This is a genomic window from Nocardia sp. CA-119907, assembly GCF_050955995.1.
Classification (GTDB): domain Bacteria; phylum Actinomycetota; class Actinomycetes; order Mycobacteriales; family Mycobacteriaceae; genus Nocardia.
Genome location: NZ_CP192091.1, coordinates 1797707 through 1811421, shown reverse-complemented (window position 1 = coordinate 1811421; position 13715 = coordinate 1797707). Strand labels below are relative to the sequence as shown.

At 66.2% G+C, this 13715-nt stretch carries 17 protein-coding genes; 10 read left to right on the top strand and 7 right to left on the bottom strand.

Annotated elements, in window-relative coordinates:
• Positions 1 to 34: 34 nt before the first annotated feature.
• Positions 35 to 892: an SCO6745 family protein gene (locus tag ACQP2D_RS08315; RefSeq protein WP_433683117.1), complete on the bottom strand. Its 858-nt coding sequence runs from the start codon at positions 890 to 892 to the stop codon at positions 35 to 37.
• 402 nt (positions 893 to 1294) lie between these two features.
• Here ACQP2D_RS08315 and ACQP2D_RS08310 point away from each other — a divergent pair, with 402 nt between their 5' ends.
• The 5 genes from ACQP2D_RS08310 (at position 1295) to nfi (ending at position 6293) form a co-directional block, all read left to right on the top strand.
• Complete coding sequence (locus ACQP2D_RS08310) at positions 1295 to 3070, top strand: DEAD/DEAH box helicase (RefSeq protein ID WP_433685583.1); 1776 nt, start codon at positions 1295 to 1297, stop codon at positions 3068 to 3070.
• A gap of 102 nt (positions 3071 to 3172) precedes the next feature.
• A complete protein-coding gene (locus ACQP2D_RS08305) occupies positions 3173 to 4408 on the top strand; it encodes an Rv3212 family protein (RefSeq protein WP_433683116.1) in 1236 nt (411 codons plus the stop codon).
• A gap of 49 nt (positions 4409 to 4457) precedes the next feature.
• Positions 4458 to 5069: an acid phosphatase gene (locus ACQP2D_RS08300; RefSeq protein ID WP_433683115.1), complete on the top strand. Its 612-nt coding sequence runs from the start codon at positions 4458 to 4460 to the stop codon at positions 5067 to 5069.
• Complete coding sequence (locus tag ACQP2D_RS08295) at positions 5066 to 5557, top strand: N-acetyltransferase family protein (RefSeq protein ID WP_433683114.1); 492 nt, start codon at positions 5066 to 5068, stop codon at positions 5555 to 5557. The genes ACQP2D_RS08300 and ACQP2D_RS08295 overlap by 4 nt, the downstream gene beginning before the upstream one ends.
• A 55-nt stretch (positions 5558 to 5612) precedes the next feature.
• The gene (nfi, locus tag ACQP2D_RS08290; RefSeq protein WP_433683113.1) at positions 5613 to 6293 is read left to right on the top strand and encodes a deoxyribonuclease V; all 681 of its coding nucleotides are present in this window, start codon (positions 5613 to 5615) and stop codon (positions 6291 to 6293) included.
• A gap of 6 nt (positions 6294 to 6299) precedes the next feature.
• Here nfi and ACQP2D_RS08285 read toward each other — a convergent pair whose 3' ends face one another.
• Complete coding sequence (locus ACQP2D_RS08285; RefSeq protein WP_433683112.1) at positions 6300 to 6755, bottom strand: hypothetical protein; 456 nt, start codon at positions 6753 to 6755, stop codon at positions 6300 to 6302.
• A 66-nt stretch (positions 6756 to 6821) separates the two neighbouring features.
• On the opposite strand from ACQP2D_RS08285, the gene ACQP2D_RS08280 reads away from it, so the two are divergent.
• On the top strand, positions 6822 to 7766 hold the full coding sequence (locus ACQP2D_RS08280) for a diacylglycerol/lipid kinase family protein (protein ID WP_433683111.1): 945 nt from the start codon (positions 6822 to 6824) through the stop codon (positions 7764 to 7766).
• A 250-nt stretch (positions 7767 to 8016) separates the two neighbouring features.
• Positions 8017 to 8271 carry a WhiB family transcriptional regulator gene (locus tag ACQP2D_RS08275; RefSeq protein ID WP_011211115.1) on the top strand — a complete coding sequence of 85 codons (255 nt, stop codon included), beginning with the start codon at positions 8017 to 8019 and terminating at the stop codon, positions 8269 to 8271.
• 311 nt (positions 8272 to 8582) lie between these two features.
• On the opposite strand, the gene ACQP2D_RS08270 is transcribed toward ACQP2D_RS08275, so the two are convergent.
• Both ACQP2D_RS08270 and ACQP2D_RS08265 read right to left on the bottom strand, forming a co-directional pair.
• Complete coding sequence (locus ACQP2D_RS08270) at positions 8583 to 10097, bottom strand: sensor histidine kinase (RefSeq protein WP_433683110.1); 1515 nt, start codon at positions 10095 to 10097, stop codon at positions 8583 to 8585.
• A gap of 23 nt (positions 10098 to 10120) precedes the next feature.
• Positions 10121 to 10336: a biotin/lipoyl-binding carrier protein gene (locus ACQP2D_RS08265; protein ID WP_433683109.1), complete on the bottom strand. Its 216-nt coding sequence runs from the start codon at positions 10334 to 10336 to the stop codon at positions 10121 to 10123.
• 125 nt (positions 10337 to 10461) lie between these two features.
• Here ACQP2D_RS08265 and ACQP2D_RS08260 point away from each other — a divergent pair, with 125 nt between their 5' ends.
• Positions 10462 to 10536 carry a 50S ribosomal protein bL37 gene (locus ACQP2D_RS08260; protein WP_095887907.1) on the top strand — a complete coding sequence of 25 codons (75 nt, stop codon included), beginning with the start codon at positions 10462 to 10464 and terminating at the stop codon, positions 10534 to 10536.
• Between the two features lie 105 nt (positions 10537 to 10641).
• Here ACQP2D_RS08260 and rsrA read toward each other — a convergent pair whose 3' ends face one another.
• Both rsrA and ACQP2D_RS08250 read right to left on the bottom strand, forming a co-directional pair.
• Positions 10642 to 10902, bottom strand: a complete 261-nt coding sequence (gene rsrA, locus ACQP2D_RS08255) for a mycothiol system anti-sigma-R factor (protein ID WP_354961574.1) — start codon at positions 10900 to 10902, stop codon at positions 10642 to 10644.
• Positions 10903 to 10922: 20 nt separating this feature from the next.
• On the bottom strand, positions 10923 to 11807 hold the full coding sequence (locus tag ACQP2D_RS08250; RefSeq protein WP_433683108.1) for a sigma-70 family RNA polymerase sigma factor: 885 nt from the start codon (positions 11805 to 11807) through the stop codon (positions 10923 to 10925).
• A gap of 87 nt (positions 11808 to 11894) precedes the next feature.
• Between ACQP2D_RS08250 and ybaK the strand changes: the two genes are divergently transcribed.
• Both ybaK and ACQP2D_RS08240 read left to right on the top strand, forming a co-directional pair.
• Positions 11895 to 12389 carry a Cys-tRNA(Pro) deacylase gene (ybaK, locus tag ACQP2D_RS08245; RefSeq protein ID WP_433683107.1) on the top strand — a complete coding sequence of 165 codons (495 nt, stop codon included), beginning with the start codon at positions 11895 to 11897 and terminating at the stop codon, positions 12387 to 12389.
• Between the two features lie 83 nt (positions 12390 to 12472).
• A complete protein-coding gene (locus ACQP2D_RS08240) occupies positions 12473 to 12817 on the top strand; it encodes a hypothetical protein (protein ID WP_433683106.1) in 345 nt (114 codons plus the stop codon).
• A 24-nt stretch (positions 12818 to 12841) separates the two neighbouring features.
• Here ACQP2D_RS08240 and ACQP2D_RS08235 read toward each other — a convergent pair whose 3' ends face one another.
• Positions 12842 to 13633 carry an SOS response-associated peptidase gene (locus tag ACQP2D_RS08235; RefSeq protein ID WP_433683105.1) on the bottom strand — a complete coding sequence of 264 codons (792 nt, stop codon included), beginning with the start codon at positions 13631 to 13633 and terminating at the stop codon, positions 12842 to 12844.
• Positions 13634 to 13715 lie beyond the last annotated feature (82 nt).

Genomic DNA, 13715 nt, shown 5'->3' with positions numbered 1-13715 from the left:
CACAGCCTCCCGATTCAGCCGATGCTCCGCCGATTCAGCTCTGCGCCATGCCGATCGGGTTGATCGGCGGCACCAGGCTTTCCTGAACGCGCCGCACCAAGGGCGCGAGCGTATCGGTCAGCTCGGCGATCGCGTCCTGCGACAGCGCCGATAGTGCGCCGTTCCAGGCGGCCTCGTCGGTAATCGCCTCCACCCGATCGAGCAATTCGGCGCCAGCGCCGGTCAGCGCCGGACTGGTCGGCTCACCTTCGATCAACCCCCGTGTCCGCAACTCGTCGGCGATATCGGACCATTCCGGCTCCGACCAGCCGCGCGCGGGTCGCATCACCGATTCCGGCGCCTTGCCCGCCGCCACCTGCAGCACCAGCGCCTGCGATCCGGTCAACCCGTAGCTGATCAGCGCCGCCACATGTCCGTCACCGCGATGCTCGCGCAGTGTGGTGGCGAGCTGCCACAGCGCGGCCACCGGATCGGCGGCCAGGGGCAATTCCGCATTCGCCGCGTACAACGCCCGGCCGGTCGCGTCGGCCGCGCGCGATACCGGTTCGAGCAGATCGACCGCGCGGGCGCATTCGGCGTCACCGGCTCCGGCCCCACGCAACAGACCGGTGGAAAAATCGAGACGGGCCGCCAGACATTCGTCCGGCGTCGTCCTGGCCCACGCGTCCGGCACCGCCTTGCCGACCATATCGGGATGGAATCCGGCGAAGGTCGCCGATACCGCGCCCGCGCCTACCGCGCCGAGCGGAGCGGCCCGGAACGCGAAGTAGGTCTGCCAGAATCCGCGCAACCCGAGCGCCAGTCCTGCCTCCTTGACACCCGCACCGAAATACACCACATCATGTAGCGGTTCGAGCGTGGTCCAGATTCGGCGCGCCAAGTGAATTACCATGTCGCGCAGCGTACGTCGAAGAACCATCCGAGGAAACCGGACTTTTGGCACGGAAAATGCCGACCATTTCGATCGACCCGCATACGGTCGCTACGGTGGTGGCAATTCGAGCCGTGCACAATATCACGCTACAATCTCTGCGGACAACGGAAATTTTCGTCCCATCGAGGCGCCGATCACCTGGGCGCCAGAGTTCCGGCGGCGAGGTTTTCGACGTTCAGGAATATGTGCGCGCACCAGATCCGCATCACCCTTGCGCCGCGCCGATGTCTCCCGAGGTAGCCGCCACAACGACGAGCTCCCGCCGACATCAGGGCCAGTGGCCGAGGTGAGTATCACAGGCGGATACGTGGTCGTCGCGGACCGACCGGTCCGCCCCACGCCTCGTGCGCGCGTGACGCGATAACGAGGAAAGGCACGAACCTGAGCAAGATCACTGTCGAACAGGAACCGGGTCTGGCGGATACGCTGCTGACCGCCGAACTGGACGAATCCCACCTCGCCCCGTCATTCGCCGAATTGGGGGTTCGCGATGAAATCGTGCGAGCACTCGGTGAGATCGGAATCGAACGAACTTTCGCAATTCAGGAACTGACCCTGCCGTTGGCACTCGCCGGTGAAGACCTCATCGGCCAGGCCCGCACCGGTATGGGAAAGACCTTCGGATTCGGCGTACCGCTGCTGCACCGGATCACCACCGCCGACTCCGGGACGACCCCGCTGGACGGCACCCCGCGGGCACTGATCATCGTGCCGACGCGCGAACTCTGCATCCAGGTCACCCAGGATCTGGAGAACGCGAGCAAGCACCTGAAGAACCACCAGGGTCAGCTGCGCGTGCTCTCGATCTACGGCGGCCGCCCTTACGAATCCCAGATCGCCGCACTGCGCGCGGGGGTCGATGTCGTCGTCGGAACTCCTGGCCGACTCATGGATCTGGCTGATCAGGGCCATCTGATCCTCGGCAAGATCGGCGTGCTCGTCCTGGACGAGGCCGATGAAATGCTGGATCTGGGCTTCCTACCCGATATCGAGCGCATTCTCGGCATGGTTCCGGCGCAGCGCCAGACCATGCTGTTCTCGGCCACCATGCCGGGCCCGATCATCACCCTGGCCCGCACCTTCCTGACCCGGCCGACCCATATCCGCGCCGAGGAGCCACACGACTCCGCCGTGCACGATCGCACCGCGCAGTTCGTCTACCGAGCGCACGCACTGGACAAGAGCGAGCTGATCGCCAAGGTGCTGCAGGCCGAGAGCCGCGGCGCGACCATGGTCTTCACCCGGACCAAGCGCACCGCGCAGAAGGTCGCCGACGAACTCGCCGAGCGCGGCTTCGCCGTCGGTGCGGTACACGGTGACCTCGGGCAGATCGCCAGGGAGAAGGCGCTCACCAAATTCCGCAAGGGCACCATCGACGTGCTGGTCGCGACCGATGTCGCCGCGCGCGGTATCGATATCGACGACGTCACCCACGTCATCAACTACCAGTGCCCGGAGGATGAGAAGACCTACGTGCACCGGATCGGGCGCACCGGCCGGGCCGGACGCACCGGTGTCGCGGTGACGCTGATCGACTGGGACGAACTGAACCGCTGGGCCGCCATCGACACCGCGCTCGGCCTCGGCATCCCGGACCCGGTCGAGACGTATTCGCGCTCTCCGCACCTGTTCTCGGACCTCGGCATCCCCGAGGGCGTCACCGGCACGATCCGCAAGGCCAAGCCGGTCCGCGACGAGGACGCCGAAGTGGTCGAGCGCCCCGCCCGCACGCCACGCAAGCGCAATCGCAGACGCACTCGTGGCGGCCAGCCGATCGACGGCGCGGTCAACGGCACCGACAGCGATGCGACCGACAGCGCCGAAACCGATACCGCCGCAGCCCCATCCGACACCGCGCCGAACGTCGACGCCGACGATACGGCGGATAAGCCCGCCCGTCGCCGTCGCCGTCGCCGCAGGTCCGGCGGAGACACCGAGCCCGGCACCGAGTCGAATGGCAACGGCGACAACGAGAACGGTGCGACCGCCGCAGCGGACACCAGCTCCGACGAAGCCGACACCTCCGATCAGCCCGCGCGCCGTCGGCGCCGTCGTCGCAAGCCCGCGGACGAAGCTGCCGCGGATACCGCCCCCGCGGCGGATAACGCCCCTGCGACGGTTACCGCATCGGCATAGTCGATACCCGGGCGCGTCCGTCGCGGACGGGCGCGCCGGTACCGAACAATCCGGACGAGAGCCGATCACATCGGTCGGCCGACACGTTGTAGTCTCGCAAACGTGCTCGCACCCGAGCGGCGAACGCGCGCCGACATCATCTCCGCAGTCGCGATCGCCGTGGTCGTGGTGATCGCGGCAGTAGTGGTGTGGGCGCGCAGTGATGCCAGGGGTACCGAGTCGGTGACGGCCGAACATCCGGTTTCCACTCCGGCGGCCGCGGATCAGGTGCCGACCGGTCTGCACGAGCTCTGGCATGCCGCCGACCCCGGCGCGAACCGGGCGTTGGTGGCCGCCGGCACGGTGGTCACCGGGGAGGACGGCACGGTCACCGGTCACGATCCACGCACCGGCGCCGACCTGTGGCACTACCGGCGCGACCTGCCGCTGTGCGGCGTCGAATCGCAATTCGGCACGGTGATCGCGGTGTACAAGGATCAGCGCGGCTGCAGCCAGGCCACCCTGCTGGCCGGTGAGGACGGTTCGCGGCGGACCGCGCGCAGCAGCTATATGGATCCTGCGGTGCAGCTATCCGTAGACGGCACCTACGTGCTGGCCCAGGGACCGCGGCGGCTGGAAATGTGGCGCTCGGATCTGGTGCGCACCATCGAATACGGCTACGTCGACGCACCGGTCAATGTGAAGACCCAGCCGCGCAAGGGCTGCAAACTGCTCTCGTCGAGTTCGAGCTCCACCCGGCTCGCCGTACTCGAACGCTGCCCCGAAGACCCCACCAACCGGCTGACCATCCTCAATCCGGCACCGAAGGACAACACGGTGCCCGAAGAGTACGGCTCGCACATACTCAGCGGACCCGGCGCGGACTCCCCCGATGCGCGCGTGATCGCGGTGGCCGACAACCGAATCGTGCTGTACCTGCCCGGTGCGGCGGCGACCGCTGGCGCCGAGGCGACCGCACCGCGACTCGAGGTCTTCGATAGCACCGGAAATGCGCTGACGGTGCACCAACTTTCCGCACCGCTGAGCGATAGGACGACAACCACCCGGATCAGCTCGCTGTTCCTGGTATTCACCGGCAATAGCCTGATCGCCTTGAACGCCAGCACTTTCGATCCGATCTGGGCCGCCCCCGGCGCACTCGGCAGCCCGGTCTTCATGGCGGGCCGACTACTCATGCCGGTGGACGGCGCGATCGCCGTCCTCGACCCCACCTCGGGCACCGAGGTGTCCCGGATTCCGGTGTCCCGGCCCGGCTACGACGGCTCCCCCATCTCACTGGCCGTACTCGGCACGACGGTGCTGGAAAAGCGCGGCGCCGAACTCTTCGCACTCGGCTAGGACCCGCCCGTCACGGGCGCCGTCGGACCCGTGCCCCATGATGGAAGCCATGTCCGCACTCGATGCCGCCCGCCTGGTCCTGCTCCGGCACGGAGAAACCACCTGGTCGAGCCAGCGGCGCCACACCGGCCGCACCGATCTGCCGCTCACCGAACGCGGTGCGGCCCAGGCCCGCGCCGCGGGCGGACTGCTGAGCGAGCTGAAGCTGCGCGATCCGTTGGCGCTCACCAGCCCGCGCCAGCGTGCCGTGCACACCGCGGCGCTCGCCGGCCTCACCGATGCCGTGGTCGATGACGAACTGGCCGAATGGGATTACGGCGACTACGAGGGCCGGACCAGCGTCGAGATCCGCGAGCACGATCCAGGATGGACCATCTGGACCGGAACCGTGCCGGGCGGCGAGACGGCCGCACAGGTCAGCGCCCGCGCCGACCGCGTGCTCGCATCGGTCGAGCCCGCACTGCCGGACCGGGATATCGTGCTGGTCGGGCACGGTCACTTCTCCCGGGCACTGATCGCCCGCTGGGCCGAACTCGATATCCGGGAGGGGCGGCGCTTCGCCATGTCCACCGCTGCGATAACCGTCCTCGGGTACGAACACGAGGAACGAACCATCCTGGCGCACAACCTAGTTCCCGCCGACGATGGAGCCGCACTATGACCCGCCCCGGCCAGATCCGCCGTGCCGTCCCCGCCGATGTACCCGCGCTCGTCGGTCTGGTCGAAGACCTCGCCGAATACGAGAAGGCCCGCGACGAGTGCACACTCACCGCCGAACAGCTGCACACCGCCCTATTCGGACCGTCGCCCGCGGTCTTCGCCCACGTCGCCGCGGACGAGGCGGGCGTGGTCGGCTGTGCGATCTGGTTCCTGAACTACTCCACCTGGACCGGTGTGCACGGCATCTACCTGGAGGACCTCTACGTCAAGCCGGAGACCCGCGGCAAGGGGTACGGCAAGGCGCTGCTCGCCGCGCTCGCCAAGGAGGCCGCCGCCAATGGCTACAGCCGGGTCGACTGGTCCGTGCTGACCTGGAACACACCCTCCATCGACTTCTACAAATCCATCGGTGCCAACCCCCAGGACGAATGGGTCGGCTACCGCCTCACCGGCGCGGCCATCGACAAACTCGCCGCCCAAGCCTGGTGACCGAATCCGCTCGGTAGCGAATCAACCCGGCGCAATACGGATTTCGAGTACAGCAATGAAGGTTGACACACCTGCCGAATGGCCGACCACCGCGGACGAAGCGATAGCGGTCCAGGATGCGTTGCGACCGTTGGTGATTGCGGCCGACCCGCGCCCAGCACGGTTCCGCACCATCGCCGGAGTCGACTCGGCCTATGACGACGAAACCGGCATCGTCGCCACGGCCGTGGTCGTATTGGACAGTGACACACTGGAACCCGTCGAATCCGCGGTAGCGCACGGTACCGTCACCTTCCCTTACGTGCCGGGCCTGCTCTCCTTCCGCGAGCTGCCGACCACCCTCGCCGCGCTCGAAAAGCTCGACACCACACCGGATCTGCTGATCTGCGACGGCCAGGGGCTGGCCCACCCGCGCCGCTTCGGCCTGGCCTGCCATGTCGGAATCCTCACGGACACACCGACGATCGGCGTCGCCAAGACACCGTGGGGCGACTATCGGCCGCCCGATCCGGAACGTGGCTCGGCCAGCGATATCACCATGGACGGTCAGCTCGTCGGACGCGCCCTGCGCACCCAGCGCGCCATCAAACCGGTATTCGTCTCGGTGGGACATCTCATCGACCTCGACACCGCGTGCGCCCAGGTGCTCGCGCTCACCCCGCGCTACCGCCAGCCCGAGACCACCCGGCAGGCCGATCACCTGTGCCGTCGGGCACTGCGCGCCGCGACCGCCTGAGCCCGGCTACTTCGATTCGGGCGCGTCGGAGTCGATGCCGTACACCTGCGCCATCCAGCGATTCGACGCTGGTGCGAACAACAGGACCAGTGCGCCGATCACCACAATGCCGAGCAGCGCGCCGAACACCGGCTGATGCGAATCGGTCAGCAGCGACCAGGTCACCGGAAGCAACAGCACCTGCGCGATCACGGCGATGGCCCGCCCCCACCGGTGTCCGAGGACCAGACCGATTCCGGCCGCGAGCACCGCACCGCCGAGAATGCCGAACCACGCGGCCGTGCCGTAGCCGCTGGTGGCACTCTGATCGTGCCCGAGCAGTCCGCGCACGATCAGCACGATCGCCACGATCACCGCGACCGCACCCTCCAGCGCGACCAACCCGCCCGCGCCACGCACCGTTGCCGGCGCGCCCCCGGCCCCCGCACCGCTGTCAACCTCGTCCTTGCCGCTGTCCGCCACGGGCCAAGCCTAGAACGCACTTGCCGGCTTTTCGGACCGGGCCGTCGGCCGATTAGGCTTCCGAAGGTGCGGACGCTGCTGATCGTGAACCCGAATGCCACCTCGACTACACCGGCGACTCGGGATCTGCTCGCGCACGCGTTGGAGAGTCGGACCCAGCTGACCGTCGCGCACACCCAGCATCGCGGCCACGCGGCGGAATTGGCGCAGTGGGCGTCGACCAACGAGATGGATCTGATCGTCGTACACGGCGGCGATGGGACGGTCAACGAGACCATCAACGGTTTCCTGCCGCTACCCGAACTGAACGACGGACAGGCCTGGCTGCCGCGGCTCGGCGTGATCCCCGGCGGGTCGGCGAATGTGTTCGCGCGGGCATTGGGCATCTCCCCCGATCCGGTGACCGCGACCAACCAGCTCATCGATCTGCTCACCCTCGACCGCGACCGCAAAATCGGCCTCGGACTGGCCGATGACCGCTGGTTCGGCTTCAGCGCCGGCGTCGGCCTCGACGCCGACGTGTGTGAGGCGATCGACAACAGTCGCGCCAATGGTCACGCGGCCACCCCCGGTCGCTATGTTCGAACAACTGTGCGACAATTTTTCAAAGCGAAGCGCAGGGAACCGACCGTCCGGCTCGAAATTCCGGGATATGAACCCGTCGAGGGCGTCCATTACGCCTTCGTGACGAACGCGAGTCCGTGGACCTATCTGAACGACACCCCGGTGCATACGAACCCGGGTACGGCCTTCGAAACGGGTCTCGGCGTGTTTGCCGTGCGGTCGATGTCGGTGGTCTCCACCCTGCTGCTCGCTCGCCAGCTGCTGGCCGCCGGTGGAAATCCCAAGTCCCGCAAGCTATTTCGCGAGGACGATGTGCCGACCGTGCGAATCGAGGCCAGCGAACCCATCGGTCTGCAAATCGATGGCGACTTTATTGGAAAACGCAACATGGTGGATTTCACAGCTGTGCCGAACGTGCTCGAGGTCGTCGCTCCACGTCCGGAATGAGCGCGAAACGCGCGAAAAAACTCGGTGTTGTGCTGCGAAAACCAGGTAGAGCGAGTACAAAGGACCGGGCAGGTTCCCGGTAGGGGACCTTGAGAGCGTGAGCTTCCCCACGGTGCACCAGATACCTATTGACATCTACGGTGTTCGTGAAAGCATTCACAAGCAACCGTGCGGAAACATTCGAGTCGCACAAGTGAACGATCCACAAACCGTCGGCGCCCTTTGCGGCGCCCAGCAAAGGAGCAGAGGAATGGACTGGCGCCACAAGGCCATCTGTCGCGACGAGGACCCCGAGCTGTTCTTCCCGGTGGGTAACAGCGGTCCTGCGCTCGCGCAGATTGCCGATGCCAAGCTGGTCTGCGCTCGCTGCCCCGTTACCGCCGATTGCCTGTCCTGGGCCCTGAAGTCCGGGCAGGATGCGGGCGTGTGGGGTGGAATGAGCGAGGACGAGCGTCGCGCGCTCAAGCGTCGCAACGCCCGCACGCGGACCCGCACCGTCGTCTAGTAGGACGACAAGCGTTACCGGACCTTCCAGCCCGGCCCGGTAACGCGGTCAAGCCCGGCACCAAGGTGCCGGGCTATTTTGTGCCTGTATGTGATTTGCTCTGTCTAATTGCAGCGCCTTCGGCGCTGCGTGTTCGCGGCCCCCTGGTGTCTCGCGTCCGAGCCGTCGAGACTCGCGACCTCGTCGCATGCGCTTCGACGACTCGGACGCGAGACGGGCCGCGAACGGTCGCTCGTAAGACTCGCTCCGTGGGGGGTGACCTACGTACGGAAGCTGAATCTTATTGTCCAACAGCAAAGTTCGTGATTGCCTCAGCGCCCCGAGCGACGTCCCAGCGGTACCCGCAACACCGCATCCGTACCGATATCGGCGCCGGGATGTAATCCGATGGAGCCGCCGAGTTCGGCGGTCACCAGGGTGCGCACGATCTGCAGGCCCAGGCGGTCGGAGGATTCCAAGCTGAAACCCGGTGGCAGGCCGCGGCCGTCATCGCTGATGATCACGTCCAGCCAGCGTGCCGAACGCTCGGAACGGATTGTCACCGTGCCGTTTTCGCCCGAATCGAAGGCGTGCTCGATGGCGTTCTGCACCAATTCGGTCAGCACCATCACCAGCGGGGTGGCGCGTTCGGCGGAGAAGACGCCGAGCGAACCCGCCCGGCGAACTTTGATTCTGGCGGTGTGCACGGTCGCCACATCGGCCATGATCGGCAGCAGCCGATCCACGACCTCGTCGAGATCGACCTCTTCGTCCACCGACATCGACAGCATCTCGTGCACCGAGGCGATGGAGGTGACCCGGCGCACCGATTCGGTCAGCGCGACCTGCGCCTCCTCGTTCTCGGTGCGCCGCGCCTGCAGCCGCAGCAGCGCGGCGACGGTCTGCAGATTGTTCTTCACCCGGTGGTGGATCTCCCGGATGGTCGCGTCCTTGCTGAGCAGCGCGCGATCACGGCGCTTGACCTCGGTGACGTCACGAACCAGCACCGCCGCGCCCGCCAGTTCGCCGTGCGGGCGCAGCACCAGGGTGCGCAGCAGCACGGTGGCGCCGCGCGCCTCGACCTCCATCCGGCGTCCGGTGCGTCCGGCCAGCGCGGCCTGGATATCCCCGACGACCTCCTGTGCGTCGAACGGATCGGTGATCAGCGAGCGCGTGGTGACAGCCAGATCCTGGCCCGCGAGATCGGACTGCAGACCCATCCGGTGGTAGGCGGACAGCGCGTTCGGACTGGCGTAGACGACGATGCCGTCGGTATCGAGGCGGATGAAACCGTCGCCGGCGCGCGGGCTGGAATGCGTCGCGGCGCGGTCCTCGGTGGTCGGGAAGGTGCCGTCGGCGATCATCTGACACAGATCGTCGGCGCAGGCGACATAGGCGACTTCCAGCGCGCTGCGCACCCGCGAACGCTGCAGATCGGTGTCGCGGCTGAGCACCGCGATGACATCGTCACCGCAGCGCACCGGAATGGCCTCGCGGATCGCGTGCACCGGATGCGGATGGTAGACACCCTCGGCCTCGACTTCGCTATCCGCGCGCACGATCTTGCCGGTCATCAACGCATCGAAAACCTGTGGGTGATCGGCCTGTGAGGCGATGCCACCCACCCGGTCCTCCGGATGAACAGTGGGCGCCGTCGTCGGGCGGCACTGCGCGACGCAGACGATATCCGCGCCATCGGCAATGGGGCCAGCACCGACCCACAGCAGCAGATCCGCGAAGGACAGATCGGCGAGCAGTTGCCAATCTCCGACCACCCGCTGCAGATGGTCAACGGCGACACCGGGTAGGTCGGTGTGTTCGGCCAGCAGCTCACTCAGTGTCGCCATATTCGGTCTACCCGCTCCAGATACTAAGAGATGACAGCGATTAGGTGCCCGGCCTTGATCGCATCGCCCGCCTTGACGCCGATCGAGGTCACCGTGCCGTCGCTCTCGGCCACCACCGGGATCTCCATCTTCATCGACTCGAGGATCACCAGCGTGTCACCCTCGCGCACCTCGTCGCCCTCGGCAACGACGATCTCCTGCACGACCGACACCAGTTCCGAGAGCACTTCCTCAGCCATGACACCTCATTCATTCGTTCGGCCTGTATCCGCTGAAGCTACAGCCAACCACACATGAAACAATGTCCTTCGATCAGATGTGCTCCCCGCGGACGCGGGGGTGATCCGCAGAAGGGAGACTACCGATGGGTAAGCGTGGTCGTAAGAAGCGCAGCCGCAAGGGCAGCGCCGCCAACCACGGCAAGCGTCCGAACGCCTGAGCCGTAACGGATACGAAAAACACCGAGGGCCATAGTCTTCCAACAGGAAGAAGTGCCACTCGGTGTTTTTTCTGTGTCCAGGGCGCTGAGCGGAATCAGGCGGAACTACTCGGTGGTCTCGACCCGGGTCACCGTGACGGAGCGACGGATCTCCACGCTCAGCCGATCGCGCAGCGTATCCGGTGCTCGGTCGCCGCCGCACTTGCGACTGAGCAGGCTCTTGATCTTCTCCTCGATGCCATAGGCCTCGATGCACGGCGAGCAGTGCTCCATGTGGTGCTGCAGCCGCTCGCGGGTGGCCTGGTCGCACTCGTTGTCGAGCAACAGCCAGACATCGGCCAATACCGCCGTGCAGTCCAACTCCATATCGGGGTCACGCTCTGTACTCACTGCTTGACCTCCTGGCGTTCCGCGCCGTTGCGGTTGAATCCACGTTCGCGCGCCACATCGGCGAGCAAACCCTTGAGCTGCTTGCGGCCGCGATGCAGCCGGGACATCACCGTACCGATGGGAGTGCCCATGATGTCGGCGATTTCCTTATACGGGAAGCCCTCGACATCGGCGTAGTACACCGCCATCCGGAACTCCTCCGGCAGCTCTTGCAGCGCCGCCTTGATGTCGTCGTCGGGCAGCGCGTCCAGCGCCTCGACCTCGGCCGAACGCAGGCCGGTCGAGGTGTGCTCGGCGGTGGCCGCGAGCTGCCAGTCGGTGATCTCGTCGGTCGGGTACTGCGCGGGCTGACGCTGCTTCTTGCGGTAGGAGTTGATGTAGGTGTTGGTCAGGATCCGGTAGAGCCAGGCACGCAGATTGGTGCCCTCCTTGAAGGATTTGAAGCCCTGGAACGCCTTGACGTAGGTTTCCTGAACCAGATCCTCGGCATCGGCCGGATTCCGGGTCATGCGCAGCGCGGCACCGTAGAGCTGGTCGAGCAACGGGAGCGCATCGCGCTCGAACCGCTGCACCAGCTCGGTATCGTCGACCGCGGCGCCGACCGCACCGTCGGTCACCACGTCATCGTCGCTCGTCACACCAATCCCTTCGATCGCCGTACCTGCCAAATCTACAGGCGCGGTCGGATCGAGTGGGAACCGAGCGTCCCCCGCGGCACCATCTACGTGCCCGAAGGCGGCAACAGAGCGCGACAATGCCGGGGGCCGAATGTGCCGCATATCCAGCACAGCTGACGCCACCGGGCGCTCTTCGAGCAGAACGGGCACCGACCTCTCCTTCACGTCGTACCGCCGTTGGGTTTCTGTATTCGCATGCAACATGCGGGTGCTCGACTGTGTTCCCGCGGCGAACTCTCCGCACCGAAAACGGTTTGCCGAGCGGGTTTACGTCGCGACTAGGGTGGCCGCATGGCAGGAGCCTCGACCCCGGCGATCCGCACCCTGGCCAAGGCCGGTGTCGCCCATCGCGTGCACAGCTATAGACACGATCCGCGTGCCGAGTCCTATGGCGCCGAGGCCGTCGACGCCCTCGCGGCCGAGGTCGGTGTGTCGGCGGCACAGATTTTCAAGACGCTGGTGCTCGAATTGTCGACCGGCGCACTCGCGGTCGCGGTGCTGCCGGTGCCGAATACCTTGTCGCTCAAGGCGGCCGCCGCCGCGCTCGGCGCGCCCAAGGCGGCGATGGCGGATAAGGCGAAGGCCGAGCGAATCACCGGTTACGTACTCGGCGGCATCTCCCCGCTCGGCCAGCGCAAGCTGCTGCCGACCGTCGTCGATGCCTCGGCGCTGGCCTATGACCGCATGTTGTGCAGTGCGGGACGGCGCGGATTGGAGATCGAACTGGCGCCAGCGGATCTGGTCCGACTCACCGATGCGGTCACCGCACCGGTCATATCGGGATAAACGGGATAAAGCAGCACCGAGCCAGCAACATTTGTGCGTTACTGAACGGGCCAAGATCGTCCGACTCGAGGATGTGATGCGAAATGCCCGCGCGCCAGCGATTGTGCACCGTGATCGTCACCCTGTTCGGAGTTCTCCTACTCGCCCTCGGCCCGGTCGCGCTGTCGGCGCCGACGGCCACCGCCGCACCCGGCGGTCCCCTGGTGATCGAGGTCAACGACTTCCCGTTCAACGAGCATGTCGTTGACGACGGGCCGAAGAAAGACGGCCCCCCGAAGAAGGATGAGAGGGTCGACAAGGCCGAGAAGCTGGGCGGCGGTGTCGCGGGCAAGGTCATCGACATGGCCGGCGGTATGGCCATCCTGGCCGGCAATATCGTCAAGTGTGCGCTGAATATCGTGACGAACAGCGTGAAGTGCCAGCTCTGAGTCGATGCACGGTGGGCCGGGCGATCACAACAAGCTGATCTGCCCGGCCTTTTCCGTACCCGCCTGAATGTCCAAGGGCGCCAGCAACTCCGGGCCGTTATTGCGCACGCTGTTGACCAGCGACGAAACCGGCCGCGCCACAATGCCCGCCACCGACTCGACGCTCGGGGTCTCGAGCAGCGCGGCCGGTGCCGGATGGTCCGGATCCAGCCAGGCATCCCAATGCTCGCGCGGCATCGGCAGCGGCATCCGGTCGTGGATGTGGGTGAGTTCGCCGACGGCGTCGGTGGTCAGGATGGCGCAGGACAGCAGCGGTTCGCTCGCCTGCAGCGAACGGTCCCGCCATACCGACCACAGCCCGGCCATATACAGCCGCGATCCATCGGCATTCGCCATGAAATAGGGATGTTTGGCGACCTTGCCCTTGGCTGCGGCATCCGGTTCGACCAGCCACTCGTACCAGCCGTCCATCGGCACCAGGCAGCGGCGGTACTTCACCGCGTCTCGGAACGACGCCGTGGTCGTGGCCTTATCGGCGCGGGCGTTGAACAGCGGCTTACCCTTCACCGGCACACCGGGTTCGGCGGCCTTGGTCCACACCGGGATCAGGCCCCACCGCATCCGCCGGATGCGCAGTTCGGCCTCATCGTCCGGATGGTCGTGTTCGTGCCGCTCGACCACGGTGAGCACCTGGGTGGTCGGCGCGACGTTGTAGTTGGTGAACCCGCCGCCGTCACCGGTCGGGGTTTCGTCGATGGCATCGAGCTCGACGGCGAGCCGACCGGGATCGGTAGTTGTCGCATATCTGCCACACATACCTCGATACTTCCACTAGGTGCCGACAGACTCGGGAAGAATTGATGGTAGATGGTGACCTGGTGAGAGTTGTGACATAGCA

What these genes read in the sequence shown, in the direction of transcription:
- ACQP2D_RS08315 (WP_433683117.1), bottom strand. Translation starts at nt 892, where the DNA reads ATGGTAATTCACTTGGCGCGCCGAATCTGGACCACGCTCGAACCGCTA.
- ACQP2D_RS08300 (WP_433683115.1), top strand. Translation starts at nt 4,458, where the DNA reads ATGTCCGCACTCGATGCCGCCCGCCTGGTCCTGCTCCGGCACGGAGAA.
- ACQP2D_RS08295 (WP_433683114.1), top strand. Translation starts at nt 5,066, where the DNA reads ATGACCCGCCCCGGCCAGATCCGCCGTGCCGTCCCCGCCGATGTACCC.
- nfi (WP_433683113.1), top strand. Translation starts at nt 5,613, where the DNA reads ATGAAGGTTGACACACCTGCCGAATGGCCGACCACCGCGGACGAAGCG.
- ACQP2D_RS08275 (WP_011211115.1), top strand. Translation starts at nt 8,017, where the DNA reads ATGGACTGGCGCCACAAGGCCATCTGTCGCGACGAGGACCCCGAGCTG.
- ACQP2D_RS08270 (WP_433683110.1), bottom strand. Translation starts at nt 10,097, where the DNA reads ATGGCGACACTGAGTGAGCTGCTGGCCGAACACACCGACCTACCCGGT.
- ACQP2D_RS08265 (WP_433683109.1), bottom strand. Translation starts at nt 10,336, where the DNA reads ATGGCTGAGGAAGTGCTCTCGGAACTGGTGTCGGTCGTGCAGGAGATC.
- rsrA (WP_354961574.1), bottom strand. Translation starts at nt 10,902, where the DNA reads ATGGAGTTGGACTGCACGGCGGTATTGGCCGATGTCTGGCTGTTGCTC.
- ACQP2D_RS08250 (WP_433683108.1), bottom strand. Translation starts at nt 11,807, where the DNA reads ATGTTGCATGCGAATACAGAAACCCAACGGCGGTACGACGTGAAGGAG.
- ybaK (WP_433683107.1), top strand. Translation starts at nt 11,895, where the DNA reads ATGGCAGGAGCCTCGACCCCGGCGATCCGCACCCTGGCCAAGGCCGGT.
- ACQP2D_RS08240 (WP_433683106.1), top strand. Translation starts at nt 12,473, where the DNA reads ATGCCCGCGCGCCAGCGATTGTGCACCGTGATCGTCACCCTGTTCGGA.
- ACQP2D_RS08235 (WP_433683105.1), bottom strand. Translation starts at nt 13,633, where the DNA reads ATGTGTGGCAGATATGCGACAACTACCGATCCCGGTCGGCTCGCCGTC.